The organism is Acinetobacter sp. YH12064 (assembly GCF_013419735.1).
Classification (GTDB): Bacteria; Pseudomonadota; Gammaproteobacteria; order Pseudomonadales; family Moraxellaceae; genus Acinetobacter; species Acinetobacter amyesii.
The window spans coordinates 119,722-146,021 of record NZ_VOZP01000010.1; the positions used below are offsets into that span (position 1 = coordinate 119,722).

Annotated in this window: 26 protein-coding genes; 13 read left to right on the forward strand and 13 right to left on the reverse strand. The window is 42.3% G+C overall.

The window, feature by feature from the left end; all coding sequences use genetic code 11:
• Window positions 1-2: 2 nt before the first annotated feature.
• The 3 genes from leuD (at window position 3) to leuB (ending at window position 2,447) form a co-directional block, all read left to right on the forward strand.
• Window positions 3-653, forward strand: coding sequence for a 3-isopropylmalate dehydratase small subunit (gene leuD / locus FTU13_RS11105; protein ID WP_180128322.1), 651 nt, complete (start codon window positions 3-5; stop codon window positions 651-653).
• A 109-nt stretch (window positions 654-762) separates the two neighbouring features.
• Window positions 763-1,326 (forward strand): hypothetical protein, encoded by a 564-nt coding sequence (locus FTU13_RS11110; protein ID WP_078189720.1) that lies wholly within the window; start codon window positions 763-765, stop codon window positions 1,324-1,326.
• Window positions 1,327-1,367: 41 nt separating this feature from the next.
• On the forward strand, window positions 1,368-2,447 hold the full coding sequence (gene leuB / locus FTU13_RS11115; protein WP_078189719.1) for a 3-isopropylmalate dehydrogenase: 1,080 nt from the start codon (window positions 1,368-1,370) through the stop codon (window positions 2,445-2,447).
• 74 nt (window positions 2,448-2,521) lie between these two features.
• Here leuB and FTU13_RS11120 read toward each other — a convergent pair whose 3' ends face one another.
• The 3 genes from FTU13_RS11120 to infA all read right to left on the reverse strand — a co-directional run bounded on the left by FTU13_RS11120 (window position 2,522) and on the right by infA (window position 3,833).
• Window positions 2,522-2,968 (reverse strand): hypothetical protein, encoded by a 447-nt coding sequence (locus FTU13_RS11120; RefSeq protein WP_306441925.1) that lies wholly within the window; start codon window positions 2,966-2,968, stop codon window positions 2,522-2,524.
• A 114-nt stretch (window positions 2,969-3,082) separates the two neighbouring features.
• On the reverse strand, window positions 3,083-3,457 hold the full coding sequence (locus FTU13_RS11125; RefSeq protein WP_180128324.1) for a hypothetical protein: 375 nt from the start codon (window positions 3,455-3,457) through the stop codon (window positions 3,083-3,085).
• Between the two features lie 154 nt (window positions 3,458-3,611).
• On the reverse strand, window positions 3,612-3,833 hold the full coding sequence (infA, locus tag FTU13_RS11130; protein WP_001284370.1) for a translation initiation factor IF-1: 222 nt from the start codon (window positions 3,831-3,833) through the stop codon (window positions 3,612-3,614).
• A 231-nt stretch (window positions 3,834-4,064) separates the two neighbouring features.
• Between infA and FTU13_RS11135 the strand changes: the two genes are divergently transcribed.
• The gene (locus FTU13_RS11135) at window positions 4,065-5,072 is read left to right on the forward strand and encodes an AraC family transcriptional regulator (protein ID WP_078189717.1); all 1,008 of its coding nucleotides are present in this window, start codon (window positions 4,065-4,067) and stop codon (window positions 5,070-5,072) included.
• A gap of 129 nt (window positions 5,073-5,201) precedes the next feature.
• On the opposite strand, the gene truA is transcribed toward FTU13_RS11135, so the two are convergent.
• The 5 genes from truA to asd form a co-directional block, all read right to left on the reverse strand.
• Entirely contained in the window at window positions 5,202-5,999 is a 798-nt protein-coding gene (truA, locus tag FTU13_RS11140; RefSeq protein WP_180128326.1) for a tRNA pseudouridine(38-40) synthase TruA, read from the reverse strand.
• 16 nt (window positions 6,000-6,015) lie between these two features.
• Entirely contained in the window at window positions 6,016-6,978 is a 963-nt protein-coding gene (locus tag FTU13_RS11145; RefSeq protein ID WP_180128382.1) for an asparaginase domain-containing protein, read from the reverse strand.
• 49 nt (window positions 6,979-7,027) lie between these two features.
• Entirely contained in the window at window positions 7,028-8,338 is a 1,311-nt protein-coding gene (locus FTU13_RS11150; protein ID WP_180128328.1) for a fimbrial protein FimV, read from the reverse strand.
• A 75-nt stretch (window positions 8,339-8,413) separates the two neighbouring features.
• The gene (locus tag FTU13_RS11155; RefSeq protein ID WP_180128330.1) at window positions 8,414-9,844 is read right to left on the reverse strand and encodes a hypothetical protein; all 1,431 of its coding nucleotides are present in this window, start codon (window positions 9,842-9,844) and stop codon (window positions 8,414-8,416) included.
• Between the two features lie 143 nt (window positions 9,845-9,987).
• Window positions 9,988-11,106 carry an aspartate-semialdehyde dehydrogenase gene (gene asd, locus FTU13_RS11160; RefSeq protein WP_180005293.1) on the reverse strand — a complete coding sequence of 373 codons (1,119 nt, stop codon included), beginning with the start codon at window positions 11,104-11,106 and terminating at the stop codon, window positions 9,988-9,990.
• A 185-nt stretch (window positions 11,107-11,291) separates the two neighbouring features.
• Between asd and FTU13_RS11165 the strand changes: the two genes are divergently transcribed.
• Both FTU13_RS11165 and FTU13_RS11170 read left to right on the forward strand, forming a co-directional pair.
• Entirely contained in the window at window positions 11,292-12,419 is a 1,128-nt protein-coding gene (locus FTU13_RS11165; RefSeq protein ID WP_180128332.1) for an endonuclease/exonuclease/phosphatase family protein, read from the forward strand.
• Window positions 12,420-12,790: 371 nt separating this feature from the next.
• Complete coding sequence (locus tag FTU13_RS11170; RefSeq protein WP_257226684.1) at window positions 12,791-13,096, forward strand: hypothetical protein; 306 nt, start codon at window positions 12,791-12,793, stop codon at window positions 13,094-13,096.
• A 159-nt stretch (window positions 13,097-13,255) separates the two neighbouring features.
• On the opposite strand, the gene FTU13_RS11175 is transcribed toward FTU13_RS11170, so the two are convergent.
• The 4 genes from FTU13_RS11175 to FTU13_RS11190 all read right to left on the reverse strand — a co-directional run bounded on the left by FTU13_RS11175 (window position 13,256) and on the right by FTU13_RS11190 (window position 18,275).
• Window positions 13,256-14,368 (reverse strand): glycosyltransferase family 4 protein, encoded by a 1,113-nt coding sequence (locus FTU13_RS11175; protein ID WP_180128336.1) that lies wholly within the window; start codon window positions 14,366-14,368, stop codon window positions 13,256-13,258.
• A 32-nt stretch (window positions 14,369-14,400) separates the two neighbouring features.
• A complete protein-coding gene (lpxL, locus tag FTU13_RS11180; RefSeq protein ID WP_180128338.1) occupies window positions 14,401-15,336 on the reverse strand; it encodes an LpxL/LpxP family Kdo(2)-lipid IV(A) lauroyl/palmitoleoyl acyltransferase in 936 nt (311 codons plus the stop codon).
• Window positions 15,337-15,423: 87 nt separating this feature from the next.
• Complete coding sequence (locus FTU13_RS11185) at window positions 15,424-16,185, reverse strand: 3-oxoacyl-ACP reductase (protein ID WP_180128340.1); 762 nt, start codon at window positions 16,183-16,185, stop codon at window positions 15,424-15,426.
• Between the two features lie 185 nt (window positions 16,186-16,370).
• Entirely contained in the window at window positions 16,371-18,275 is a 1,905-nt protein-coding gene (locus FTU13_RS11190) for an ATP-binding cassette domain-containing protein (RefSeq protein ID WP_078192744.1), read from the reverse strand.
• 34 nt (window positions 18,276-18,309) lie between these two features.
• Between FTU13_RS11190 and FTU13_RS11195 the strand changes: the two genes are divergently transcribed.
• The 6 genes from FTU13_RS11195 (at window position 18,310) to FTU13_RS11220 (ending at window position 24,517) form a co-directional block, all read left to right on the forward strand.
• Entirely contained in the window at window positions 18,310-18,555 is a 246-nt protein-coding gene (locus FTU13_RS11195) for a SlyX family protein (protein WP_180024468.1), read from the forward strand.
• Window positions 18,556-18,687: 132 nt separating this feature from the next.
• Window positions 18,688-19,689: a hypothetical protein gene (locus FTU13_RS11200; protein ID WP_180128342.1), complete on the forward strand. Its 1,002-nt coding sequence runs from the start codon at window positions 18,688-18,690 to the stop codon at window positions 19,687-19,689.
• A gap of 70 nt (window positions 19,690-19,759) precedes the next feature.
• The gene (locus FTU13_RS11205) at window positions 19,760-20,209 is read left to right on the forward strand and encodes a hypothetical protein (protein WP_078189705.1); all 450 of its coding nucleotides are present in this window, start codon (window positions 19,760-19,762) and stop codon (window positions 20,207-20,209) included.
• 38 nt (window positions 20,210-20,247) lie between these two features.
• Window positions 20,248-22,890, forward strand: a complete 2,643-nt coding sequence (gene topA / locus FTU13_RS11210) for a type I DNA topoisomerase (RefSeq protein ID WP_078192741.1) — start codon at window positions 20,248-20,250, stop codon at window positions 22,888-22,890.
• A 169-nt stretch (window positions 22,891-23,059) separates the two neighbouring features.
• A complete protein-coding gene (locus tag FTU13_RS11215; RefSeq protein ID WP_180128344.1) occupies window positions 23,060-23,818 on the forward strand; it encodes a hypothetical protein in 759 nt (252 codons plus the stop codon).
• A 126-nt stretch (window positions 23,819-23,944) separates the two neighbouring features.
• Window positions 23,945-24,517, forward strand: a complete 573-nt coding sequence (locus tag FTU13_RS11220; protein WP_180128346.1) for an HdeD family acid-resistance protein — start codon at window positions 23,945-23,947, stop codon at window positions 24,515-24,517.
• 78 nt (window positions 24,518-24,595) lie between these two features.
• Here the strand turns inward: FTU13_RS11220 and FTU13_RS11225 are convergent, their stop codons facing one another.
• Window positions 24,596-25,045 (reverse strand): carboxymuconolactone decarboxylase family protein, encoded by a 450-nt coding sequence (locus FTU13_RS11225; RefSeq protein ID WP_180128348.1) that lies wholly within the window; start codon window positions 25,043-25,045, stop codon window positions 24,596-24,598.
• An 83-nt stretch (window positions 25,046-25,128) separates the two neighbouring features.
• Here FTU13_RS11225 and FTU13_RS11230 point away from each other — a divergent pair, with 83 nt between their 5' ends.
• The gene (locus tag FTU13_RS11230; protein WP_180128350.1) at window positions 25,129-26,298 is read left to right on the forward strand and encodes a glycerate kinase; all 1,170 of its coding nucleotides are present in this window, start codon (window positions 25,129-25,131) and stop codon (window positions 26,296-26,298) included.
• Window positions 26,299-26,300: the final 2 nt, after the last annotated feature.

Consider the following 26,300-nt stretch of genomic DNA (forward strand, 5'->3'; position numbering starts at 1 on the left):
ACATGAAAAAATATACCGTTGAACAAGGTATCGTTGCACCATTAGACCGTGCCAATGTCGATACAGATTTAATCATTCCAAAACAGTTTTTAAAATCAATTAAACGTACAGGTTTTGGTGCGAATTTATTTGATGAATTACGTTATTTGGATGAAGGTTATTTAGGTTTAGATAACTCTAAACGCCCTTTAAATCCTGATTTTGCATTGAATCAACCTCGCTACCAAGGTGCTTCAATCTTGATTTCTCGTGCGAACTTTGGTTGTGGTTCAAGTCGTGAACATGCGCCATGGGCACTAGAAGAGTACGGTTTCCGTACTGTTATTGCACCAAGCTATGCGGATATTTTCTTTAATAACAGTTTTAAAAATGGCATGTTGCCTGTGATCTTATCTGAAGAGATTGTCGATCAGTTATTTAAAGAATGTTTTGCAACTGAAGGCTATCAATTAACAATTGATCTTGAAGCGCAAGAAGTACGCACGCCAAGTGGCGAAAGTTTCAAGTTTGAAATTGATCCATTCCGTAAACACTGTTTATTAAATGGTTTAGATGACATCGGTCTAACTCTACAAGCGCAAGATGATATCAAAGCGTATGAAGAGAAGACCAAAGCATCTCGCCCTTGGGTATTTGCAGAAATTAAAGCTTAAGTCAGTGTCACTGTAGAACTTCTTAGTAGTCAGTCGGCTTAAGTCTTGCTAATATCAGGCGAAACAAAATTTATACGTTAGCCAGAATTTATCAGGTTGGGTTCGAAAAATGAAAAAGTTCTTCGGTCAGCTGGTTGTAACGGGAGCGCTGTTCGCAACGCTCTCTGCCTGTCAAAGCTTTGACACGGCACGCATTAAAAATGTGAAAGAAACTGAAAGTACAAAAAATAATGCTCTGATTTACTGTGCAGGTACAGCGCATTGTGAATTTGAGCGTTTTGATCAAATACAAGTGGTTGATCCAAATAATCAACATGTACAACGTGCTGCGATTAAAGCAGGCATTGTACGGTTGAATGGTCGTTCATTGTCTGAGCCTAATCCTTTGTATTTGTCTGTACCTTCAGGTCAGCATGAAGTCGTGATTCGCTATTATCCAATTTCTCAGGAAAAAGCAGAGCGCTTGCATGTCATTCACAACTTTAGGTCCAAACACGAGTACACCTTTAAAATGTACCGTGAGCGTTCAAAAAACAGAGGCAGTTTACTGGATAAATCTGCGCCTGATCCGCTCTGTGTAGACTTAAAGCAAGGTGCAAAAACGATTCGACGTTTCTGCCGACCCTACAATGTCCTCACAGGACTTGGTGAGTTTGTAGAAAAGAAACTTTAAATCTGACTGGTAATCAAGCCAGCGTATAAATGGAAAGACTCATGTCAAAACATATTTTGATTTTACCAGGTGATGGTATTGGTCCTGAAATCGTGAAAGCGGCTGAACAAGTGCTGACACGTGTAAACGAGAAATTCAACTTAGGTTTGACTTGGGAACAAGGTCTTTTAGGTGGTGCAGCGATCGATGCGCACGGTTCACCTTATCCAGATGTAACAGCAGCACAAGCGAAGACTGCTGATGCGATTTTATTGGGTGCAGTGGGTGGTCCTAAGTGGGATACCATTGAGCGTTCAATTCGTCCAGAACGTGGCCTATTAAAAATTCGTTCAGAATTAAATTTATTTGCCAATTTACGTCCAGCAATTCTTTATCCGCAGCTTGCAGATGCGTCGAGCTTAAAACCTGAAATCGTAGCAGGTTTGGATATCTTGATCGTACGTGAGTTAACTGGCGGGATCTATTTCGGTCAACCACGTGGTATTCGTGAACTCGAAAACGGCGAAAAACAAGGTTTCAATACTGACGTATATGCTGAATCTGAAATCAAGCGTATTGCCAAAGTTGCTTTTGAAATGGCGAACTTACGCGGTGGTAAAGTGTGTTCAGTGGATAAAGCCAACGTGCTAGAAGTGACTGAGCTTTGGAAACAAACCGTAACTGCGTTAAAAGAAGAGCAGTATCCTGAAATTAACTTGTCTCATATGTATGTTGACAATGCTGCAATGCAATTGGTCCGTGCGCCAAAACAGTTTGATGTGATCGTGACTGGTAACTTGTTCGGCGATATCTTGTCTGATGAAGCGGCGATGTTAACCGGTTCTATCGGCATGTTGCCATCGGCTTCTTTAGATGAAAATGGTAAAGGTATGTATGAGCCTTGCCACGGTTCAGCGCCAGACATCGCAGGTCAAAACATTGCGAACCCATTAGCTACAATTCTGTCTGTTGCTATGATGCTACGTTATACCTTCCGTGAAGAAGCGGCGGCAAAAGCGATTGAAGATGCAGTAGGTAATGTCTTAGATCAAGGCTTACGTACAGGTGACATCATGTCAGAAGGCAGTACTCAAGTCGGTACTGTTGAAATGGGTCAAGCTGTAGTTTCTGCATTGAACTAATGGCGAATCAAAAAACGCAGCGTTTATGCTGCGTTTTTTTGTGCCTAGAAATTATCAATCCTAGAATTGATGCGCTAACAGGTGCGACCAGTTAATCGGACATCAGTTGCAATATTATGCTTTATGCGAAATTGAATAAGGCAGTTTAACTCAACCTCATAGCGTGTATTTCCACTGGGAATCGGCACAGCAGCGCCGCTGCCCATGCCCATTGCGGGATTTTCAGCCATCGGTAAAGGAATACTGATCGGGCGTGCGACACGATAACGGAGGTAGTCAGAACTGACCTCTATGGGAGAGGTTCTTTGATAGCCGAGTTTGCTGAGATTAAGTTCTGCTTGAATCGTTTGGCTCGATTGACCAATAAATGAGGCTAAATAGCGTTCACGTTCAACGGAGGATATCGTTGATGTCGTGGTACAACCAGCCAACCATACAATGCTTAGAACGCATCCCATGCTCAATATTGGGCGAATAAAACGCTGATCTTTGTAAACCTGATGTTCTAAAATAAATTCCATGGGTCAGTTCCTCACGAAATAAATTCAGTTTAGTCAGTTCGCTCTGTATAACACTGTAGTCATTTGATACACGGTCATCCGAGCAAGATTAGCCTCTAGTATTCTAATGCAGGATCAACAAGCTTTACCAACATAGTTAATAGATTCCACTATTTGATTGCGTAATTTGAACTCGATTTTACATTCCATATCGACAGTGACACCACCTTTAGACGGCGTTGGGATAGGGGCGCCCATGGCTATACTGGTGCCGATATTCGGTGTACCTATCGGGATTGGCATCGAGCGTAAAATGGTATAGCTAAGTTTTTCATTGCTTTGTACAGGTGCTCCCATCACTTTGTAGCCCAATTGACTCAAGTTGAGCTCTTTACGGACTTGGTCAGCTGGCTGTCCAATATAGTGTTGTAGGGATTGATTGAGTTGCTTTTGGCCTGTCGTGGCGCAAGCAACACAAAAGATAGCACCGATTAATCCTAGATGTTTCATATGATTTTATGTCCTTATATTTTGAATTTTATAATCGAATTTTTTATGTTTTTAGACTGTAAAGGAAAGCAAATTTGCAGTCAATTTTTATCATTGCATTGAAATAAATACAAAAAAAGCCACTTATAAAGTGGCTTTTTCGCTTCGCTAAAACTTAGCGCGCACGGTAAGTGATACGACCCTTAGTCAAATCATAAGGTGTCATTTCTACTTTAACACTGTCGCCAGTCAAAATACGGATATAGTGTTTACGCATTTTGCCAGAGATGTGAGCAATCACTTCATGACCGTTTTCTAAACGTACACGGAACATAGTATTAGGAAGCGTCTCGGTGACAACGCCTTCGAACTCGATGAGTTCCTCTTTATTGGCCATAGCCTACCTGAATGAATAAATTAGCAAGGCGCAAATTATAGTCAATTTTTTTTCAGAATACAAGCCGTAAAAGGCTTTGAACTGATCGACTGTCAGTAAAATAAGCGAACAATTCAGTTAAATATTTTCAACAAAAAATGTGCAGTAACTGTTGTCAGTTTGGTCAATCGCAGTTAATCTAAAATCAATCTTTTTAGGTATAAATGAAGTACATACAAGGAAGGTTCTGGAGTGGGTCAGCTAACTGATGCATCTGTTGTGTTGCGTTTAGGGTATCAAGCGATTCGTCGTGCCGGATTGCCAACAGAAGAAATTTTAACAAAAGCGGGTGTGGCATTAAATCAGGTTGAAACCAATGACCGTACCCCATTGAATGCACAATTTGCATTCTGGGTGGCTGCAGAAGAAGTCAGTAAGGATCCTGATATTGGTTTGCATCTGGGAGAGCATTTGCCTTTATATCGAGGGCAGGTGATTGAACACTTATTTATTTCATCTGAGAATTTCGGTGAAGGTTTAAAGCGGGCTTTGGCCTATCAACGCCTAATTAGCGATGCCTTTCATGCGCAATTGGTGATTGAAGATGACCGCTGCTATTTGACCAATGGTCATCAGCCTTGGGCAGAAAATATCGTGAATCGTCATTTTTCTGAATGCGCGATGTCCGGTGTTTTGCGTTTCTTTAAGTTTATTACTGAAGGGCGTTTTCAGCCGATTTATATCGACTTTAACTTTAGTCAGGGCGCGCCAGATGATGAGTATTTCCGTGTCTATGAATGTCCTGTGAGTTTAGGGCAAAAAGAAACCCGATTATATTTTGATCCGGCTATTTTAGAGTATCAATTGTGGCAGGCAGAACCTGAGTTATTACAATTGCATGAGCAGTTGGCGATTGAAAAGCTTCAGGAGTTGGCGCGTTATGATTTGGTCGGTGAAGTTCGCCGTGCTATTGGTTCAACGCTAGAAAGTGGTGAAACCACACTCGAAACGGTCGCTGCGCAGCTCAACATTACCCCGCGTCGTTTACGGACTCAGTTGTCAGAAGCCAATACCAGTTTTCAGCAAATTTTGTCAGACTATCGCTGTCGTTTGGCTAAAAAATTATTGGCCAATACCAATGAAAGTGTGGAGCGCATTGTGTACTTAACGGGTTTTTCTGAACCAAGTACGTTCTATCGCGCATTTAAACGCTGGACCAATGAAACGCCCGTGGAATACCGTAAGCGGAAGCAGCGTTAAGGTTGATCTTCGATAGAATCCTTCCCTAAACAGAATCCCCCTTTTTCAAAGGGGGATTTTCATCTTTAGAATCTGGCAATGGCGGAAATGAAACACCCTCTCTGTGAAAGTGAGGTTGGGAGGGATTGTTTATTCAGGCATATTTAACCAATGTGGTCCCAGCGGAACTTGAGGAAGTTTAAACTGAGCTGGATAGTCTGCATGGATAAAATATAGTCCATCGGGTGGTGCGGTGACACCTGCTGCTTTTCGGTCTTCAGCAGCAAAAATATCGTCAATATGGTCAATGTCATACATACCTTGCCCAATTTCCAATAAACAGCCCATGATGTTACGCACCATGTGATGTAAAAAACCATCCGCCTGAATATCTAGGACCAAGTAACATCCGTGTTGGATCAGACGGCAATGGCTGACATGACGAACGGGCTGATTGGACTGACACGCTGCGGCACGGAAGCTTTCGAAATTATGAGTGCCTTCAAATTTGGCCGCAGCACGTTGCATTTTCAGTACATCTAGCTTGGCATAAACATGGGTCACTTGCTTATGTAATAAAGCTGGACGTTGTGGATTGTTATAGACCACATAGCGATAACGACGTGCTTGCGCTTTAAAGCGGGCATGGAAGTCCTGATCCATTTCCTTAATCCATTGGATGGAGATATCACGGGGTAATTGGCTATTGCTGCCCATTAACCATCCGCGAATGGGGCGAATCGCCTGAGTATCGAAATGTGCCACCATATTGGTTGCATGGACGCCGGCATCTGTTCGGCCAGCGCCATGCAACATGATCGGCTCATTGGCTACTTTACTGAGGACGGTTTCAATGGTTTCTTGCACGCTTGGTACGCCCGGTTGCTGAGTTTGCCAGCCCTTGTATTGCATGCCACAAAACTCAATCCCAATCGCAAAACGTTGCATAGTTACCTCAAATGACTTAATCGTTCCAATGCGCAGTCCAGTCTGCGGCACTGCCGTATTGTAAATACATTTTCAAACATTTGGCATAAAGATCTGCATGACCCAAACAATTGCTTAGTAATATTCCACTGTCTTTGACCCAGTCACTCACAGCATAGCGTTGATCTATACCGCCATGAACAACCTGTGTACTTAAAATAATTTTGCAATTTTTTTGTTGTATAGCCTTCAATACATTGAGTAACTCAGCATCAACGGCAATGTTGCCTGTGCCAAAACCTTGCAGAATTAAAACATCTGGCGTGTGTGTAAGCAGGGCGGCTAAATTTTGACTGTGTAGATCAGTTGCTATCGGTTGCCACATCCAATTCAGGCAATTGAAATGAGCCGCTTTGTCTAAATCATTGGCTTGAACAATATAAGGCGATGTCAGCATTGAAAGTGGCTGTGTGGCTGGCAGCCCATCAAAGGCTTTCAGATCGGTTGTATGTACTTTTAGTGCGGATTGAGCATGTATTAATTGATGATGAAAGGCCAAATAAACCCCAACACTGGATTGGTGTACCGATTCCAATGCAAAATTTAAATTGTCGATGGCATCGGTAAATTCACGGGTGTTGTCACCAGCCACATTAAACAGCGGATATTGGCTGCCTGTAAGCACGATATGAGCAGACTGCCCCATAAAGTGTGCAAGCATGGCGCTGGCATAGCTAAGCGTGTCTGTGCCATGAATAATTACGAAATGCTGAAATTGTTGTAATTGTAAACTTTGAATTTGTTGGATCAGTGCCAGCCAGTCGGGCGCCGTACAGGCACTACTGTCACGAATGACAGGTGCGACTAAACATTCAATGTTTAGGTGCAGTGGCAGCACATGCTGTAATTTAGGTAAAAACGCATTCGCTGGCATGGGGCTTAAAGGTTCACCGATACAACCGAAAGTACCACCCATATAAATAAGAGCAATTTTTTTCATCATAAAAAAAGCAGCCTTGAAAGACTGCTTTAGTTTAAATCGCTTTTGTTTAAGATGCGATTTGATTCAGTAACTGATCTGCTTGTTGACGTTGAGCTGAAGAAAACTCAGCCTCTTTTTCAGTTAAAATTTCACGTGCAGCGTCATAAGCACCTAGTTTGATGTATTGCGCTGCCAATTCAAGATTCAATTCAATTTCATTGACTTCAACCAGTTCAGGGAAAGATTGAACCAATGGATCGTTTTGGTCTGTAGCAGATGGGGTTGACGGTGTGCCTAAACCGCTAATGTCAAAACTCACACCACTTGAAGCAGGTGCGGCAGGTTTTTCTTCAGGTGTAGACTGTAAGTTAAACTCTGTTGCAGGAGCTACAACCGCTTCTTCTGTTTTTGCTGTTTCAAAAGCACCTAAGTCAAAGTTTAAGGTTGGAGCTTCAACTTTGTTTTCTTCTACAACCGATGTTTCTGTTGTAAATGAAAAATCTAAAGGCTCGATTTTTTCTTCTACAGTTTCTGTTTTGGTTTCAGCCGCAGCTTCAGTGCTTGGGGCAAAGTCCATTACAAAATCAATCGGTTTGATTTCTTCAACGGCAGGAGATGGCTGAGCAATCTCTTCAGTTTTCGGTGTTGCTTCAAGTGCAGGTTCTGGTGAAATTGAAAGCGTGTCAAATTCAAGCGTCTGTATTTTTTCAGCAGGCGCACTTTCAACTGGGGTTGAAATGTCTGCTTTTGCTGGCGTTTCAGTGGTGAAATTAAAATCTAGAGGTTTAATTTCTGCTGCTTTGGGTTCAACAGGTGCAGCAGTTGAACTTTGCATTAAAGCATCAAAATCAGAGGTATTTTGAGCTTTTGATGGAGCCTCTTCAGTGATCGGTGATACAAAGTTAATGGCATCATCTTTTACATTTTGAGAATTTTCAAACTCTACTTTTTTTGCTTCAGCTTGTTCTAAAATTTCATCGAGTTCAAGTGAACGAATATGGCTCAGCAATTGGCTGATGGCAAATTCGTCTTTTTGTAAAATGTGAATATCTAAGAGATATAGATACAACTCATGTTGTGAGTTATCACGTTTTAATGATTGATTGATTTGCGCTTCAGCAGAAAAGAAATTACGTTCTGCAATTAATTTTTCAATTTTGCCACGAGCATCGGTCGTTAATGGCGTCATTGATTTTTTTTCAATGACACTGTTTTCAACCACTTGAGTTTTCTTCGGAGTCGCTTTAGCTGAAACACCCGTTTTCTTGGTTTTAGTGGATGTTGGTTTGGCTTTATCTGATTCTTGATCTTTTTGGCGTTTGTTTAAAAAAACCAATACGATCACTAAGATCACTAATGGAATCACATAAATCAGCATGTTTTAACCCCTTGGAGATAGAGCGATATAAAGTTGCACTCATCTCTATAAAATCTTGATTGGTAACGTTTTAGTTTATTGGCTTCTTTTATCTGCTTGTTGAGCTTTCAACTGTTGTTGCAGTTGAGCAAGACGAGCATTTAATAATTGAATTCTGTGATCCTTTTGATTTAGCGCCAATTCTAATTGAGTTACGTTTCTCTGTAATTTAACGGTTTTTTCACGAGATGTCATAACTTTTAATGACAACTCTTTCGAAGTTTTATTCTTTTCTGCCGCACTGTTGGCAGAAGATTGTGCCGAATCTTGCGCTTTCTCTGCCACCAGACTCATTTCAGCTTGATTCAAACGGTATTTGGTTTTGCCTGACTGCTTCGAAGGCACTTTGGCAAGTTCTGCCGCAGAGACTTTTACAGGCTGTTTTGCTTGCTGCATACCATGCAGATTTAATGCCGCACCACGGCGCAGACGGTTTACGTCGCCCTGAATGAATGCATGTTCGTTGCTGTTTTTAATCTGTTGCATGACTTCAGAGACAGTGCGGTTTTGTTCTGTCGCAATACGTGAGGCAATCCCCCAAAGGCTTTCATTTGAGCGAACCACATATTTTGCCGCAGGTGTTGCTGTTGATGCAGCTGCAGTACTTGTTGGTTTTGGTGTAGATGCTGTTTGAGTTGTCGTTGTTGGATTTTCACGTTTTTGTGCTGCCTGCTCCGCAGCAAATTTTTGTGCCAATGGGTCTTGAGATCTTGCAGTTGATGTTGTTGCAGTTTGTGTGGCTTGCATTTCTGAACTGACAGAGCCGGTCGAATTGGTTTTTGTAACTTTCGAAATTGATGTTTCAGAACCTGATGAAGTACTTGCGCTATTTTGCTCCGCAGGTGCAACGCTATAATTTTGCACATGCGTGACTGGTTCAATCGCAACAGGCGTTGACGTTGCTAATTGTGCTAACTTCGGCGGTGTTTTGGTGCTGAGTAGTAAGGGTTGTTCTACAGCTACAGGTGCTTTTGCGGTGTAGAGGGTGCTAACAGGTAAATTTAAGGCAATTTCTTTTTCATTTACAATCACGACAGGTGTTAAAGCACGCTCATTGGCGGTTTGATTCGCATTCGATGTGGTTGGATTGCGTTTTAATGGGGTACGAATTTGTTGCAGGCGTGAAGCATTACCTTCTTTAATATTAACAATAAAATTAAGCTCAGCATCGGTCACTGGACGCGAAGAGGTAATGGTAATTACCCCATTGCCCGCACCATCACGACGCGTAAAGAAGTTTAAATGTCCCGGTGGTTGATGCCCTGTACCCATACTCAACAAATCTTCTGCCGTGGCTAAACTTGCACTGAGCGGCACAGATGTATTTGAGTGGCGAAAATGAATCTCAGCGTACAGCAATTCCCCGGGTGCTGACTGGACTTGTACAGGATCAATGCTGATCGCTTGAATGTTTTGAGATGCAATAACGGCTAAAATGGCGATCTTTAATTTGTTATATACGGTCATCTTAATCTTTAGCTCGAATATATGTCGCATGGCGAAAATTATAGATTAGCGAGTTGTCAAAGAATTGTAAAATATTTACACGACAGTTACATAAAAAAGCCGATCAATTGTGATCGGCTTCCTGTTCAGAGACTTAAAAATGCTTAAGCATTTTTATAATCAATGAGAATTCTTAGCATACGGCGTAAAGGTTCAGCAGCACCCCAAAGCAATTGGTCACCTACAGTAAATGCACCTAGGTATTCTTTACCCATGTTGAGCTTACGGAGACGACCAACTGGAACAGACAAGGTGCCTGTTACAGCAACAGGAGTCAAATCAGTCATTGACGCTTCACGGGTATTTGGAACCACTTTAGACCAATCGTTGGCACTTGCGATGATATCTTCGATTTCATCCAGTGGAACATCTTTACGAAGTTTTAAAGTCAATGCTTGTGAGTGACAACGCATTGCACCGATACGGACACAGTGGCCATCGATTGGAACGATTTGCTGGTTGCCTAAGATCTTGTTGGTTTCAACTTGCCCTTTCCATTCTTCTTTCGACTGACCGCTTTCAAGCTGTTTGTCGATATAAGGAATGAGAGAACCCGCTAAAGGCACACCGAAGTTTGCAGATGGGAAACCTTCGCCACGTTGTAACTGTGCAATTTTAGAATCGATATCTAAAATTGGTGAACGTGGGTCATCCAGCAAGTCTTTGGTGTTGTTGTACAAGTAGCCCATCCCTGAAATTAGTTCACGCATGTTTTGCGCGCCTGCACCAGATGCCGCTTGATATGTCATTGAGGTTGCCCATTCCACTAAATTATTTTGGAATAGACCGCCTAAACCCATTAACATTAATGAAACGGTACAGTTACCGCCCACGAAGGTTTTTGTACCTTTCACTAAGCCGTCTTTGATTACGTTCATGTTTACTGGGTCAAGTACGATGATCGCTTCATCATCCATACGTAAAGTCGATGCAGCATCGATCCAGTAACCATTCCAATTTTCAGCTTTAAGCTTAGGAAAAACTTCAGTCGTATAATCGCCACCTTGGCAGGTGATAATGACATCCATTTGCTTCAGACTATCAATGTCCGTTGCATCCATAAGTGCTGGGGCAGTCTTACCACCAAACGCAGGGGCTTCACCACCTGCATTACTGGTAGAAAAGTAAAACGGTTCGAAATGAGCGAAATCGTTTTCTTCAACCATACGTTGCATAAGGACGGAACCAACCATCCCGCGCCAACCGACCAGACCTACTTTCATGTCACTTTGCCTCGGTGCGTTAAAAAAATAAAAAGGGGGTTCGAGTGTACCAAAAGGGCGCATAACTGCAAGCGCTACATAATGAAAACACCAATAATATTGTGCAATATATCTTGTTTATGTTACATGCAAAACTGATATAAATTTATGAATCAATAAAAAATAAAGAATATAAGGGAGGCGTAATGATTTGGATTGAAATACTGGCTGGCTTCGTCATTTGGTTGACATTTTGGTCACTCATACCACGAGATGAATGGTGGTTTCGTGGTGCAGATTTTCCGCGTCTGCAAATCTTGGCTTTGGGCATATTTGCCTTCATAGGCTTAATTTTATGGAATGCTGAATGGGACTTGGCGCGTGAAATCATTTTAATTGGGTTGATTGCTGCCTTGGCATATCAATTAAAAATGGTTTTGCCTTATACCTTTATTTGGAAAAAACAAGTCAAAAAAGTTCGATCAGACCAGTTAGATAAACAGAAACAAATTTCAATCATTGTCTCAAATGTACTTACGCCGAATACTCAATATCACTTATTATTGGCACAAATACAAAAGCATCAACCTGACTTAGTACTCACGCTAGAAACAGATCAAACTTGGCAAAATGAATTGGCAGTGATTGAAGCTGATTATCCTTATCGCGTACCCGTACCTTTGGATAATTTGTATGGCATGCATTTGTATAGCAAGTTAGAACTTAGTGAAACTGAAGTCAAATTTATTCTCAGTGATGAAATTCCTTCGATCCATACCCGAGTCACCTTAGCATCAGGAAATCAGGTTCAACTGTATTGTTTACATCCCAAACCGCCAAGTCCAACAGAAGCCAAAGATTCAACTTTACGCGATGCAGAATTGCTGATTGTGGGCGATCAGATTAAAGATTTAGATGAAAGTTGCATCGTTATGGGGGACCTGAATGATGTGGCATGGTCACGTACTACACGACTCTTTCAACGAATCAGTGGGCTTTTAGACCCACGTGTTGGACGGCATTTCGTAAATACCTTTCATGCCAATTATCCACTGCTGCGTTGGTCGCTCGACCATATTTTTCATAGTACAGATTTTGCCTTGGTACATATGGAACGCTTGCCCAATATCGGTTCAGACCATTTTCCAGTCTATGTGGTGCTGCAAACAGATAGGGTGTTTGAGCAAATCCAAGAAGAATTAGAGCAAACAGATGAAGATGAACAAGAAGCGCAAGAGGCAATTCAGGAGGGTATAGAAAAAGCTGAGAAAGAGGAGAAGATTGTGACCGATGAAATCGCCCGTGATTATAAGGATAGTACGAAGGCACCTTGATTTTGTTTGATTTAAGAGAAAAGTGTAAGAAATAGCTTACACAGCTTTCGGCTTCTGACGAATGGTCAGGTCAAGTGTATTGACTTATTCTTTGATCATCGGCACATGGAACTGGGAACGGAACATCCCACTAAGGAAGACGAAGCCGATGGAAGCATCACGGAACGGATGCAGGAAAGGAAAGCCAATAAAAAATAAAAAGAATACTTGTGAAAGCACAACCTCATAGACCCGAGTTTTGCAGGATGCAGAACTCGGGTTTTGCTTTTGTGATATAGAATTTTTTGCTTTTCTTTTGATCAATTTCTTTATACAGTGTGCCAAGAAAAAAACGATGAATTTCCAATAAAAATATAGGTATGAGACGTTCTATGCTGTCCGAATGGCACCAAAAAATATTGCAGATTACACACTTATCCACCGATGCACTTTCCATTTACCTTGGCTTAATACTGTTCTTTTTTGTGGCCTTTTGCCATCACCGCCAATTGAAATCACCTTATGCGATTTGGACGGTTGTGGTCGTCGCAGTGGGATTGGAATTGTTTAATGCACGGCATGACATTTTAGATAGAGGTTATTGGCGTATAGGGCAAAGTTTGAAACATATTCTAAACGTCATGTTGTTGCCGCTTATCCTTTGGTTGATGGCCCGATACCGTGTATGGAAGGGTTGAATCACCATTGAGTCATTCATAATAACCATTGAGTCGTTCATAATAAAAAAGGATATTGTGCATTTCACAATATCCTTTCTAGATGCTGATCTAGTTGCTGAATTAAAAAGATTTCCAGAGCGTTATCCTGCACAGCAAAGATCTATGGCGTGTAATCAATCAAGCTGAATGCTGAGAGACCACTTGCGTATACAACGCTAAAGTCTGATCACACATCTCTTTTAAACTAAACATACTGATAGGCTGTACCTGCTGTGGTTGGTCTAAATGCAACTTTAAGGTTTCGAGTAATTGGGTTTCATCATCGACAGTGACTAAACCTTGCGGATAGACATTGGATAAAATTTCAGCTACGCCACCACGGTTCCAACCGATCACAGGTGTACCTACAGACAGTGCTTCGAGTACAGTCCGTCCAAAGGTTTCCGCTTGGCTCGACAAAGATAAAACCAAATCGCTAAAAGCTAACCATTCACGGATATCTGAACGATGACCGACAAAAGTAATCCGATCACTCAGCCCTTTAGCCGCAATACTGTCTTGCATTTCTTGTAAATAAGCCGCTTTTTTCGGATCAGCACCACCGACCACCACCGCATGTACGTCGGGATACTGTGTTTGTAGCTGTTCCATTAAATGGATCAGGGTTTCATGACCTTTCAAACGGGTGATACGGCCTGGTAAGCAAATCAGACGCTTATTTTCTAGTTCAGGAAAATCTTTTAGGGTTTGATTGAGCCACTGTGCTGAGGGTTGATAGCCATGTGGAAAAGCCGCAGGGTCAATGCCACGATAAATACGCACAATGTCCTTGGTAGGACAGTTTTTGTAGTTGTCCGTGATGTATTTGACAACACTATCCGAGACCGCAATAACTTTTTCAGCCTGCGTCATGATTTGACTATAGCGATTAATCGAATAAAAACCATGTACAGTTGAAATCAGGTGAGGTCGTTTGTTTGCAGGAATCCCTTTGAGGGCAAAATGCGTGAGCCATGCAGGGACACGTGAGCGCACATGCACGATGTCTGGTTGATGTTGCTCAATCAGTTTACGTAGAGGACGAATTTGCCATAAGCTTGATAAGGCTTTTTTATGGATTGCGAGCGTGAGGTGAGTTGAACCTTCAGCTTCCAATTGAGTTACCATGCGACCACCATTTGAAACCACTAAGGACTCATGACCGGCGGTCACTAAAGCACGAGCTATTTCTAAGGTTCCTCGCTCGACACCACCACTGTTCAATTCAGGTAAAAGCTGCATTACTTTCATAGCATTTCTCTTTTTTATGTGCTGAGTTGAACTCAATAGATTTTGTCATAGCCTTGTGGGCGTGTTTTAAAACGGCGATGGAACCACATGTATTGCGTCGGTGCGATTCGTAGCTGATTTTCAATAATTTTATTGGTTCGAATAGCATCCGAAACTTCATCGTCATTCGGGAAATTGTCTAAAGCAGGTTCAATCAGCACATGATATTGAGGGTTGCTGATGTCGCCGTCTCGATAAAAATACAATGGGATCGCTACCGCTTTAGCAATTTTTAATAAGCGACGATGCGCAGTAACAGTGGCTGCGGGAGTACCAAAAAACGGAGCCATGACCCCTTGTTTTAAACCAAAGTCTTGATCGGGACTGTACCAAATGGCATGGCCATTTTTCAGATTGCGAATCAAGCCACGCATATCATCATGGTCGATTTGGTTGGCATAGATGGTGGCACGGCAACGCACAATCAACATATCCAACAGCGGATTATTTTGCGGACGATAAACCACATCCGGCTCAAAAAACTGTGCGCATAAATAGCCACCAGCATCGAGCAGGGTAGAATGTGTGCCGAGGAGTAAAATACCTTTGCCTTCAGCTTGTGCATTTTGAATATGTTCTAAGCCTTCAATTTGCACCCGATTTTTGAACCACTGCGGGCTGTACCATGCATTTAAGGTTTCAAAAATACCAATCATTTGGTCGATAAAAACCTGTCGTGCATTGGCCTCAACTTGTTCTGCCGTCCATTCAGGAAAGCAAACTTCCATGTTGCGAATCGTGGTTTTACGACGTGATTTGAGATTATTAAATGCGACAGAACCGAGGAATTGCCCAAGTCGATACTGAATTGCCCACGGAAGAATCGCCAAAATCATAAGAAATACAATCCCTATCCAAATTCCCCAATACTGAGGAAGTAAGAAAGACCATTGGAATTTTCCGGGTTGATATGTTGGCTTTTGACTCATAGGGCTAAATCAAAGATTAAAAAATAGGGTTCAGTTTAGCATGAAGCTGAATTGAAAGAGAAAGTTCAACCTCATGCTGCATCAGACTTAACCTTTGACTAAACCGCCATCGACAATCAAATTCTGCCCTGTGACCGCACGTGAGTAAGGGGACAAGAACATCATGATGGCCGCAGCAAATTCTTCAGGCGTGGTCACTGTGCGTAAAGGTGTTGATGCCGCAATTAAATCAAACACGGCATCGGGTGTCGCTTTACTGGCATCGGTACTTTGTAATAAGCCGCCTGAAAGCATATTGACGTTAATCCCAAACTCACCCAGCTCATGCGCCGCTGTGCGGGTGAAGGCCAAAAGTGCTGCCTTTGCTGCAGTGTAGTCGTGGTAAGGCACGACAGGGTTTTGTACCAGGTTGGTACCAATATTGACAATGCGACCAAAACCCTGTGCTTTCATCTTGGGAAGCGCTGCTTGAGTGGTGTTGAGTGCAGCGACGACTGCGCCATCAAACTGTTGCTGTAAGTGTTGTGCAGTCAGTTCTTCCATTTTAGGACGGGCATCGCCATTAAATTGAAAATGGATGAGGGCATTATTTACGACAGAGGTGATCGCGGTACCAAAATGTGCTTCTGCTGCGGCAAAAAGCTGTTCTACTTGAGCTTTATCTGTGACATCTGCTTCATAGGCAAACACTTGCTGAGGAAATTCGGTCGCCAACTGTTCTGCCGCAGTTTGACTGGATAGATAGTTCACGACCACGCGTGCGCCTTCAGCTATTAAAGTTTGGCTAATTGCCAAACCGAGGCCACGTGCGCCTCCTGTAACCAAGACAATTTGATCTGAAATTTGCATGCTCGTGACTCAATCTTATATTGAACGTCACCATAGCAAGCTTTTCACATTTGCGGAATCGTCTTTACAGACGCTGTATACTCCAATTTGAAACTGAGTTATCCGATCTAATAATTCAGCCGAGTCATATGACAAAAAAAAGCCGTATCGAAATACGGCTTTTTCTTTGCGGAATATTTGTAGGCTTAGCCTTTTGCGAGCGTTTCTAGCTCATCTAAACGTTCCATTTTTTCTAGCATTTCGTCATCAATTTCAGCTAGACGCTGTGATGCTTTGGTCGCAGCATCGGCGTCAGTCATGAACCAAGAACCGTCAGCTAATTTTTCAGACAATTCAGCTTGCTCTTGTTCCAATGCTTCAATTTCAGTCGGCAGTTGTTCTAGGGCACGTTGGTCTTTATAGCTGAGCTTGACTTTTTTAGGCACCGCAGCGGCAGCCGCTGCTTCGGCTTTAGCCATGGCTTTTTTCACATCGCTTTTTTGATCAACGACAGTTTGGTCTGGACGCTGTTCCAAATAGTCTTGGTAACCGCCGATGTATTCATCGATTTGACCTTTACCATCAAAGACCCAAGTCGACGTCACCACGTTGTCCATAAAGGCACGGTCATGCGAAATCAGTAACAGTGTGCCTTTGTAAGCGCTGAGCATTTCTTCCAACAGTTCAAGCGTTACCATATCCAAGTCGTTGGTCGGTTCGTCCATCACAATCAGGTTCGATGGTTTCAGTAGCAGTTTCGCTAACAGAATACGGTTACGCTCACCCCCAGACAGTGCTTTAACTGGTGTACGTGCGCGTTCTGGAGAGAATAAAAAGTCTTGTAAATAACTGTAGATGTGACGACGGCTACCGTTTACATCGACATGGTCTGAGCCTTCAGAGACGTTATCTTTCACTGATTTTTCAAGATCAAGTGCATTTCGAAGCTGATCAAAGTAAGCAACTTCAAGCTGTGTACCTGTTTTTACTGTACCAGTATGTTCTTGCTCACCCAAAATAGCTTTGATAAGAGTGGTTTTACCCACACCGTTGTCACCGACTAAGCCGATACGGTCACCACGTAATACCAGTGCCGAGAAGTCTTTGATGATTGGCGCACTGTTGCCAAATTGCACAGCTAAGTTTTCAATTTCAAAGACCACTTTACCTGAGCGCTGCGCATCTTGCGTTGCCATGCTCACTTTGCCTTGTTGTGAACGACGTGCTTTAGACTCTTCACGCAATGCTTTTAGGGCACGAACACGACCTTCGTTACGGGTACGACGCGCTTTAATGCCCTGACGAATCCATACTTCTTCTTCAGCGAGTTTTTTATCGAATAGTGCATTTTGCTTTTCTTCCGCTTCCATTTGCTGAGCTTTGAGTTCGAGGTAACGTGAATAGTTACCTTCATAGCTACGCAAAATACCGCGGTCAAGTTCCACAATACGGGTTGCGATGCTGTCGACAAATGAACGGTCATGCGAAATAAACAACAGGGTTAAGTTGTTTTGATCAAGCAGGAATTTTTCGAGCCATTCAATACTTTCAACGTCCAAATGGTTAGTTGGTTCGTCGAGTAGTAAGACATCGGGCTGCGTTAAGAGAGCACGTGCCAATAGAACACGACGCTTACGACCACCAGACAAATCTGCAAGGTCAGCTTCTGGGTCTAGGCCCATTTTACTGAGGATAGCATTCACCTTAGTTTCAAGTGACCAGCCATCCATTTGATCCATCTGATGTTGTAGGTTACCCATGCGCTCACAGGCGTCCATATCACCAAGTACGCAGGCTTCGCTGGCTTCATGATAAGCACGCAGTACAGTAGCAGCTTCACCTGCACCATCGGCAACAATATCAGCAACTTTGCCCGAATCCATGGGTACATCTTGCGCAAGCATTGAAATCGTAATGCCATTTTGTAATGAAACTTCACCGCCGTCTGGCAATAAAGTTCCCTCAATCAGTTTAAGTAAAGTAGACTTACCTTCACCATTACGACCGATTAGACACACTCGCTCGCCACGTTCTAAACTGAAGTTCGCGCCGTCGAGTAGGGAAGGTCCGCCAAATGCAAGCTGGACGTCCCTTAAAGTAATATAGGCCATAATGTTTCCTGAAATCTTATATGAGGAGTGTAAATTGACTACACAACAAAATCTTGATGAACAGGCGTCATTTTCCGCACCCATTGAAGATTTGCAAGTCCGAATTGCATTTTTAGATGATTTAGTTGACCAACTGAATGATCAAGTTGCGCGTCAAAACGCCGAAATCGCTGATTTAAAGAAACAAATGCAGATTTTGTATCGTCGTATTGAATCGGCAGATTTATCTGAAGGTATTGCGGCATTTGACCCAATGACTAACCGCCCACCGCATTATTAATGTCACTATTGAATGACAGGCAGAAGACGAATCAGCGCCAAAGCTGTGGATTGGTGTAAATTTATTTGACCTTTTGCAGCGTGACAGGTCTAATGCACCGCATCTGCTGATCGAAACCCATTATTTCATCTCATGAGTCAAAAAGTTGTCCTGCTAGATTTGGAAAATAACCCGCCCACAGCAAATCTATTGCGCAATATCATTGAACATTACAGTACTTTGTATGTGTTTAGCTGCAGCGGAAAATTTGAATATGCACTTGAAGATTTGACTGAAATTGCAGGGTGGATCGCGAGTGGTCAATTGGTGGTTTTGGATATTCCAGAAACGCCGCAAAAAGAATTTGAATATGCGGTGATTGTGGGGCAACTGATGGCCTTGATGGATCCAGATGCGCATATTGAAGTCATTTCAGCAATGCCTGATATTGAATTACTGATGGAACAATTGAACGGCTCTGGACTCAGTGCACATCTTATTCAAATTCAATCAGAACAAGAAGTTTCACATAAAGTGAAGTATAAAATTCCTGACCTAGAAACCATTCGGAATAAACCTGATTTATTACTGATTAAACACTATTGTGATGGTCTGGAAAAACTCAGTGGCAAACCCAACAGTTTGGATAAACTGAAAAACTCACTAATGAATATTTTGCAAGTCTCTAGCGAAAAAGCTCAGCATTTGGTCGGTATGTTGATCAATCTAAAAATCGTCAAACGCTTTGATGAGCAGATTTCGATTCGAAAAAAAGTACTCAAACAATGGGTGCAGCTAGATTTAAATGCGACTGCTGAAACAGCATTGCCGATAAAAACAGACCTGAATGCATTTACTGCTTCACTCGAAGATCAAACCTCAAATACTGATGATACGGCGTCGATGATTCAGGCTGCACAGCAAGGCTTGTTTAAAAATTTTAATAAAATTGACCCTGTGCAAATGGAAGTGATCCGAAAATTGCATGAATTAAAGTCAGATAAACCAAAAGATATCTACGCCTTACGTGATTTATTGGAGCAAATGTTCCCACAATCTGATGTTCGACTATTACTTAAAGAGTTGATCGAAAAAGGATATATCTATTGGAATGGTCACGAAGTGCTGTATAGCCACGAGATGTTCCTGAATTAATTTTATCGAGTGAACTTGCGTTTTATATTGCGCTTATGCAACTCTAATAAAGGAATATAAAGGTTGTGCTATGGAAAATACTGGAATCTGGGTTACCGTTTTTATTGTGGTCTTTGTACTTGGGTCGATTTTTGGACTTCGAGTAAATCCTAGAGAAAAAGCCTTGGGCATTATGCGTGAGAAGGCGCGTAAGATGGGGCTGCACCCACGTTTAGTGGCTGCACCTGCTTGGACCAAGATTCCAATGGCATCTGAAAAGCGTGCCAGTATGGTGGCGTATTACAGTGTGCTGATTCCAGATGCGCGTTTGCCTTTAATGCGTGCTTTAGTGGTCGATGACAAACTTGAACTGGTGCATGGTGATGACAAGTTCAAGGATTTAGCCATTACATTAAAGGGCATTTATGCTATTGATATGCAGGCAAACTGTGTAGGACTCTATTGGAACGAAGAATCTGACTTAAGAGCCACACAGCTTGATGATATGAAAGCATTTTTACATTCATTGGCTGAACTTTAAATTTTAAAAAACCTATTAAACAGGAATGATGGTTAACTATGGCGAACGCTCCTCGGTCCACATCTAAAAGTACCACAGCAAAATCTGCCGATGCTGGGAAAAAGCGTGCGTTAGTGATTGTGGAATCGCCTGCAAAAGCGAAAACAATCAATAAATATTTGGGCTCTGATTACATCGTGAAATCATCGGTGGGTCATGTCCGTGATTTACCTACAGGCGGCTCGAGTAAAACAGCAGAGAAAAAGCCAGTAACTCGTGCAAAATTAACTGAAGCTGAAAAAGCCAAAAAAGCACAAAAAGCTTTGGTTAATCGTATGGGTGTAGACCCTGAAAATGACTGGAAGGCACAGTACGAAGTCCTACCGGGTAAAGAACATGTTGTTGCGGAACTGAAAAAGCTTGCATCGCAAGTTGACGAGGTCTATCTCGCAACGGATATGGATAGGGAAGGAGAAGCAATTGCTTGGCATTTAAAAGAAGTGATTGGCGGTGACGACTCACGTTATCAACGTGTGGTGTTCAACGAAATTACCAAAAATGCCATCCAAGAAGCGTTTAAACATCCTTCTCGCCTCGATACAGATAAAGTCAATGCTCAACAAGCCCGTCGTTTCCTCGACCGTATTGTGGGCTTTATGATCTCGCCACTCTTATGGGAAAAAATCGCCCGTGGTTTATCGGCAGGTCGTGTGCAATCTGTGGCTGTTAAACTTGTGGTTGAGCGTGAACGTGAAATTCGTGCCTTCGTTCCAGAAGAATTTTGGCAAGTTTTTGCAGATACCAAGTCGAAGAAAGATGATATCCGCTTAGAAGCAGTGAAGCAAAATGGCAAGACTTTAAAACTGCACAACAAAGCTGAAACGGATGCTTTACTGAACCTGATTAAAGATGCCGACTACACAGTTTCAGCTCGTGAAGATAAACCAACCAAGGTTAATCCAAGTGCGCCATACATCACGTCTACACTGCAACAAGCAGCGAGTACACGTTTAGGTTTTTCTGTGAAGAAAACCATGATGTTGGCACAGCGTTTATATGAAGCCGGCTTTATTACCTACATGCGTACAGACTCAACATTCTTGAGTGATGACGCTGTAAATATGGTTCGTGGTCATATTGAAACTGAGTTTGGTCAAAAATATTTACCGGCTAAACCAAATCGCTACGGCAATAAAGCGGGTGCGCAAGAAGCCCATGAAGCGATTCGTCCATCAAATGTCGCGCTAAAAGGCGATAGTTTGGTGGGTGTAGAGCGTGATGCACAGCGTCTTTATGACCTGATCTGGCGTCAGTTCGTTGCATGTCAAATGACCCCTGCAGAATATTTATCATCAACGATTTTAGTCAATGCCAATGGTGTTGAACTCAAAGCCAAAGGCCGTACATTGGTTTTTGATGGTTTCACTAAAGTGCGTGGTCAAAACAAATCGGATGATGATGTACTGTTGCCTGCTGTAAAAGTCGGTGAAGTACTCAAGCTTGAAAAATTAGATCCATCGCAACACTTTACTAAACCACCTGCGCGCTTCACTGAAGCATCATTGGTCAAAGAGCTTGAGAAAAAAGGGATTGGTCGTCCATCGACGTATGCTGCGATTATCTCAACCATTCAAGACCGTGGTTATGTGAAGCTCGATAACCGTCGTTTGTTCGCCGAGAAAATGGGTGAAATCGTGACAGACCGTCTCGATGAAAACTTTAATAACTTGATGAACTATGCATTTACGGCAGATCTTGAAGGTCAACTAGATAAAGTCGCCGATGGTGATCGTAATTGGAAAGAGTTACTCAATAGCTTCTACGGTGATTTTAAAACACGTTTAACCACAGCTCAGGGTGAAAATGGCATGCGCCGTAATTTACCTGTAGAAGTGGATGCTGTGCACTGTAAAGAATGTGATCGTCCGATGCAGATTCGTACAGGGACTACAGGCGTGTTCTTGGGTTGTTCAGGTTATAACTTACCACCTAAAGAGCGTTGTAAGGGAACTTTAAACCTGACACCTGTAGAATCATTGGCTGCACTGTCTGACGATGACTCGGCAGAAACAGCAGATTTAATGTCGAAAAAACGCTGTCCAATCTGTGAAACAGCCATGGATAGCTATGTGATTGATGGTGGGCGTAAGTTGCATATCTGTGGTAATAACCCAGACTGCGCTGGTTTTGAGCTTGAAGAAGGTGAGTTCAAAATCAAAGGGTATGATGGCCCAACCATTCCGTGCGACAAATGTGATGGCGAAATGCAATTGAAGACAGGCCGTTTCGGTCCTTACTTTGCATGTAATAGCTGTGACAATACACGTAAAGTGTTGAAGAGTGGTCAGCCTGCACCTCCACGTGTAGATCCAATTAAAATGGAGCACTTACGTTCAACAAAACATGATGACTTCTTTGTCCTTCGTGATGGCGCAGCAGGTTTATTCTTAGCTGCAAGTAAGTTCCCGAAAGTACGTGAAACTCGTGCACCGAAAGTGGCTGAACTACGTTCTGTCGCAGATCAGTTGGATGCAAAATATCAGTTCATCTTGCAAGCGCCGGATGTCGATCCTGAAGGAAACCCAACATTGGTGAAATTCAGCCGTAAGAACCAAGCGCAATATATTGGTTCTGAAAATGCTGAAGGCAAACAAACCAAATGGTCTTTGGTGTACCAAGACGGTAAGTGGGTTGAGGCTTAAGCTTTAAAATCAATAAAATGCTGACTTCGGTCGGCATTTTTTATGTCTTTTGATCAGGGATATTTGATGATAGGCAATCTATTGAGCTTTTAAATTGTCCAAGACATTTTAAGAATGTTCTGTTTTAATTCTGAAAATAAATGCTAAAAATTAATTGAGATCTTGGGGAATGTGGAAAAAAATTCGGGTACTGTGTTTACTGCTGATTCTACTAGTGGTCGCAGTCAATGCCTATAAAGACAAAAACCAAGACTGGAGTAAACCGATCTTTGTATTGTTACATCCAATTAATGCAGATGGTCGAGAGAGCACTCAAGCTTATATACAGCAGCTCTCTGTCAATGATTTAAATGATGTTCAACAATATTTACAAGCGACAGCACAGAAATACCGAGGGCAACCGACTTATGTGTATTTTAAGTTAGGTCGTGAGCTGAAAGTTTTACCTCCCAAAGTACCCAATGACGCCGGTATGTTGGACGTTATCTTATGGAGTTTGAAATTCCGCTACTATGCTTGGCAACAGCATGAAAATGTAGACGGGGTTTCGAGTGTCACGCTCTTTCTAAATTATTACGATCCGAACCAAACCAAAGAACTTAAACATTCCACAGCTTTGGAAAATGGTCGAATTGGATCGGTGAATTTATTTGCATCGAATAAACAGACAGCGCAGAATAAAATCGTTTTAGCCCATGAGTTATTACACGCTTTTGGTGCAACGGATAAGTATGATTTGGCCACAGGTCAGCCAATCTTCCCTGTCGGTTATGCAGAACCCCAGCGGCAGCCTTTGTTTCCACAAAACAAAGCTGAATTAATGGCGGGGCATATTCCTACCTCACAGACGCAAAGTAAAATGCCAGAAGATTTAGCTGATACTGTGGTGAATGACATCACAGCAATTGAAGTGGGATGGAAAAAATAATGTGGATAAAACCTATCTTATCCACAGTCTAAGTCAGCAGTGTGGATAAGATTTGGACTTTTCTTTTATTTTTCGTCATCATGAAGTTGCATAATCCATTGAATAACGAATAACTTGAGAAAAAACATGAGAACAGTAGGCAACGATTTAATTCGCAGTCAGCTCCATGAAAACCGTAAGTGGTATCTCGGTTTAGGTGCTTTATTGGTGGTCTTCGGATTGGTCCTTTTGGCAGCTTTGCCATTTGCGACACTTACGGTGATTTATATTTTTGGTGTGCTGATGATGTTAGGTGGAGTAATCCACTTCATCGCAGCATTTAAAATTTTTGAAGGCGGTTACCGCTGGTTCTGGGCACTATTTGGTGTGCTGTATTTGGTCGCAGGCTATTATGCATTTACAACGCCTGTCAAAACAGCCATTGTCCTGACCAATTTATTGGCGATTATCTTGATCATTGCAGGGGTCATTCGTATCTTTAATGCTGTGCTATTTCGAGCATTTCAAGGTTGGGGATGGACGCTATTTTCAGGTCTATTGACCTTGATTACGGGTGTGATCATTTTGATTTCGCCTGATGCGCCATTTTGGGTATTAGGATTATTCTTGGCGGTTGATATTTTATTCCAAGGGGTCAACTACCTTACTTTGGCTTCTTATATTCGACGTGAAGTGCCGAAAAGCTCGGCAGAGCAGTAAGCTGCTTGCGGATCTGATAAATAAAAAAAGAGTGCTGAGGCACTCTTTTTTTTATTCACTTTTAATGTGTACAACCCGTTAAGGTTTCACGCTATAGCGGCTACTAATGGCGATACGATTCCATGTGTTAATGACAATTGCGAGCCATTCAATCGCACTGATTTGATCATCCGTTAAAAATGGTAGGGCATCTTCATAGACGGCATCAGGAACTTGGCCTTCGGCAATCAATGTAATTGCTTCGATCAAGCTTAAAGCAGCACGTTCTTTTTCGTCATAGTACGCAGTTTCACGCCATGCATTGAGTAGGCTAATGCGTTCAATGCTTTCACCTGTTTTCAGTGCATCGTGTGCATGCATGCGAATACAGAACGCACATTTGTTGATTTGGGATGCACGTAATTTGAGTAAATGGGCTAAACCTTCACTTAGGCCAGCTTCATTTATTTTTTGCATTGCCAGTGCATCAAGTTCTGCAACTTTTTTATATAGCTCAGGTGCAGACTGACCTAGGTTGATTCGTGACATTTCGAACCTTTCTGATGTTTTTAGATATACCTGCTATTTTAAAACCGTTATGGTTGAGGACAAGTTTTATTTTGAGCATTTAGATGACCACTTTTGTTCTTGCGCCCGATTCATTTAAAGAAAGTATGAGTGCTCAACAAGCCTGTGACGCGATGCGGCGTGCAATTTTAAAGCTCATACCTGACGCAAATGTCATCGCTGTGCCAATGGCAGATGGCGGTGAGGGAACTGTAGATGCGTTACTCAGTGCTTGCGACGGTCAAAAAGTGACGATAGCGCTTACAGGTCCTTTGCCCAATCAAGGTGTGACGACATATTTCGGTTTGATCGACGGTGGAAAAACCGCAGTGATTGAAATGGCAAAAGCCAATGGAATTCATCTTGTCGATATGGCTCAGCGAAATCCTTTACTGACGTCAACTTATGGTACGGGCGAAATGATTCAGGCTGCTCTAGACTTCGGAGTAAGTAAAATTATCATTGGCTTGGGCGGGAGTGTGACCAATGATGGCGGTGCAGGTATGGCACAGGCATTGGGGGCACAATTTTTAGATGAAAATGGCTTGGAAATAGCAGTTTGTGGTGGTTGTCTTGATCAAATTAACAGTATTGATTTGACGCAGCTCGACTCACGTTTAGCGCATACAGAAATTATCATTGCCAGCGACGTCATTAATCCACTATGTGGTGAAAATGGTGCATCCCATATCTTTGGCCCGCAAAAAGGCGCAACGCAGGAGATGGTGCGTCAGTTAGATCAGAACCTCAATCATTATGCCAATGTCGTTGAAGCGACACTGGGTTGTACTTTACGTGATGTCGCAGGTGCAGGTGCTGCAGGTGGATTAGGTTTTGGGTTGATGGCTTTTGCGGGTGCATCGATGCAATCAGGTGTGGAATTGGTCATTGAACAATGTCAGTTGAATGAAAAAATAGCACAGGCAGATTATGTGCTGACAGGTGAAGGGAAAATTGATCATCAAACTAAGTTCGGTAAAACACCATTTGGTGTGGCACAGGTTGCAAAAAAGTGTAATAAACCTGTGATCGCCTTTGCTGGTCTAGTGGGTGAGGAAATAACAGAACTTTATGATTTAGGTTTCACACAGATTGTTGGGATTAATCCACCAGATTGTAAGTTGGAAGATGCATTAAAAAATGCCGAAACATACTTAGAAAAAAGTTGTACAGATCTCATCAATTCTATATGTAAAAGATCAGAACCTACTCCTCTTAAGATGGATCGGTTCTGAAA

Excerpts from the sequence above, each read along its gene's own strand:
- FTU13_RS11145 (WP_180128382.1), bottom strand. The coding sequence starts at position 6,978 with ATGAAAAAAATTGCTCTTATTTATATGGGTGGTACTTTCGGTTGTATC.
- topA (WP_078192741.1), top strand. The coding sequence starts at position 20,248 with ATGGCGAACGCTCCTCGGTCCACATCTAAAAGTACCACAGCAAAATCT.
- FTU13_RS11165 (WP_180128332.1), top strand. The coding sequence starts at position 11,292 with ATGATTTGGATTGAAATACTGGCTGGCTTCGTCATTTGGTTGACATTT.
- FTU13_RS11190 (WP_078192744.1), bottom strand. The coding sequence starts at position 18,275 with ATGGCCTATATTACTTTAAGGGACGTCCAGCTTGCATTTGGCGGACCT.
- FTU13_RS11125 (WP_180128324.1), bottom strand. The coding sequence starts at position 3,457 with ATGAAACATCTAGGATTAATCGGTGCTATCTTTTGTGTTGCTTGCGCC.
- FTU13_RS11215 (WP_180128344.1), top strand. The coding sequence starts at position 23,060 with ATGTGGAAAAAAATTCGGGTACTGTGTTTACTGCTGATTCTACTAGTG.
- asd (WP_180005293.1), bottom strand. The coding sequence starts at position 11,106 with ATGAAAGTAGGTCTGGTCGGTTGGCGCGGGATGGTTGGTTCCGTCCTT.
- leuD (WP_180128322.1), top strand. The coding sequence starts at position 3 with ATGAAAAAATATACCGTTGAACAAGGTATCGTTGCACCATTAGACCGT.
- FTU13_RS11175 (WP_180128336.1), bottom strand. The coding sequence starts at position 14,368 with ATGAAAGTAATGCAGCTTTTACCTGAATTGAACAGTGGTGGTGTCGAG.
- infA (WP_001284370.1), bottom strand. The coding sequence starts at position 3,833 with ATGGCCAATAAAGAGGAACTCATCGAGTTCGAAGGCGTTGTCACCGAG.
- FTU13_RS11120 (WP_306441925.1), bottom strand. The coding sequence starts at position 2,968 with ATGGAATTTATTTTAGAACATCAGGTTTACAAAGATCAGCGTTTTATT.
- leuB (WP_078189719.1), top strand. The coding sequence starts at position 1,368 with ATGTCAAAACATATTTTGATTTTACCAGGTGATGGTATTGGTCCTGAA.
- FTU13_RS11205 (WP_078189705.1), top strand. The coding sequence starts at position 19,760 with ATGGAAAATACTGGAATCTGGGTTACCGTTTTTATTGTGGTCTTTGTA.
- FTU13_RS11200 (WP_180128342.1), top strand. The coding sequence starts at position 18,688 with ATGAGTCAAAAAGTTGTCCTGCTAGATTTGGAAAATAACCCGCCCACA.
- FTU13_RS11230 (WP_180128350.1), top strand. The coding sequence starts at position 25,129 with ATGACCACTTTTGTTCTTGCGCCCGATTCATTTAAAGAAAGTATGAGT.
- FTU13_RS11170 (WP_257226684.1), top strand. The coding sequence starts at position 12,791 with ATGCTGTCCGAATGGCACCAAAAAATATTGCAGATTACACACTTATCC.
- FTU13_RS11220 (WP_180128346.1), top strand. The coding sequence starts at position 23,945 with ATGAGAACAGTAGGCAACGATTTAATTCGCAGTCAGCTCCATGAAAAC.
- lpxL (WP_180128338.1), bottom strand. The coding sequence starts at position 15,336 with ATGAGTCAAAAGCCAACATATCAACCCGGAAAATTCCAATGGTCTTTC.
- truA (WP_180128326.1), bottom strand. The coding sequence starts at position 5,999 with ATGCAACGTTTTGCGATTGGGATTGAGTTTTGTGGCATGCAATACAAG.
- FTU13_RS11155 (WP_180128330.1), bottom strand. The coding sequence starts at position 9,844 with ATGACCGTATATAACAAATTAAAGATCGCCATTTTAGCCGTTATTGCA.
- FTU13_RS11225 (WP_180128348.1), bottom strand. The coding sequence starts at position 25,045 with ATGTCACGAATCAACCTAGGTCAGTCTGCACCTGAGCTATATAAAAAA.
- FTU13_RS11110 (WP_078189720.1), top strand. The coding sequence starts at position 763 with ATGAAAAAGTTCTTCGGTCAGCTGGTTGTAACGGGAGCGCTGTTCGCA.
- FTU13_RS11185 (WP_180128340.1), bottom strand. The coding sequence starts at position 16,185 with ATGCAAATTTCAGATCAAATTGTCTTGGTTACAGGAGGCGCACGTGGC.
- FTU13_RS11150 (WP_180128328.1), bottom strand. The coding sequence starts at position 8,338 with ATGCTGATTTATGTGATTCCATTAGTGATCTTAGTGATCGTATTGGTT.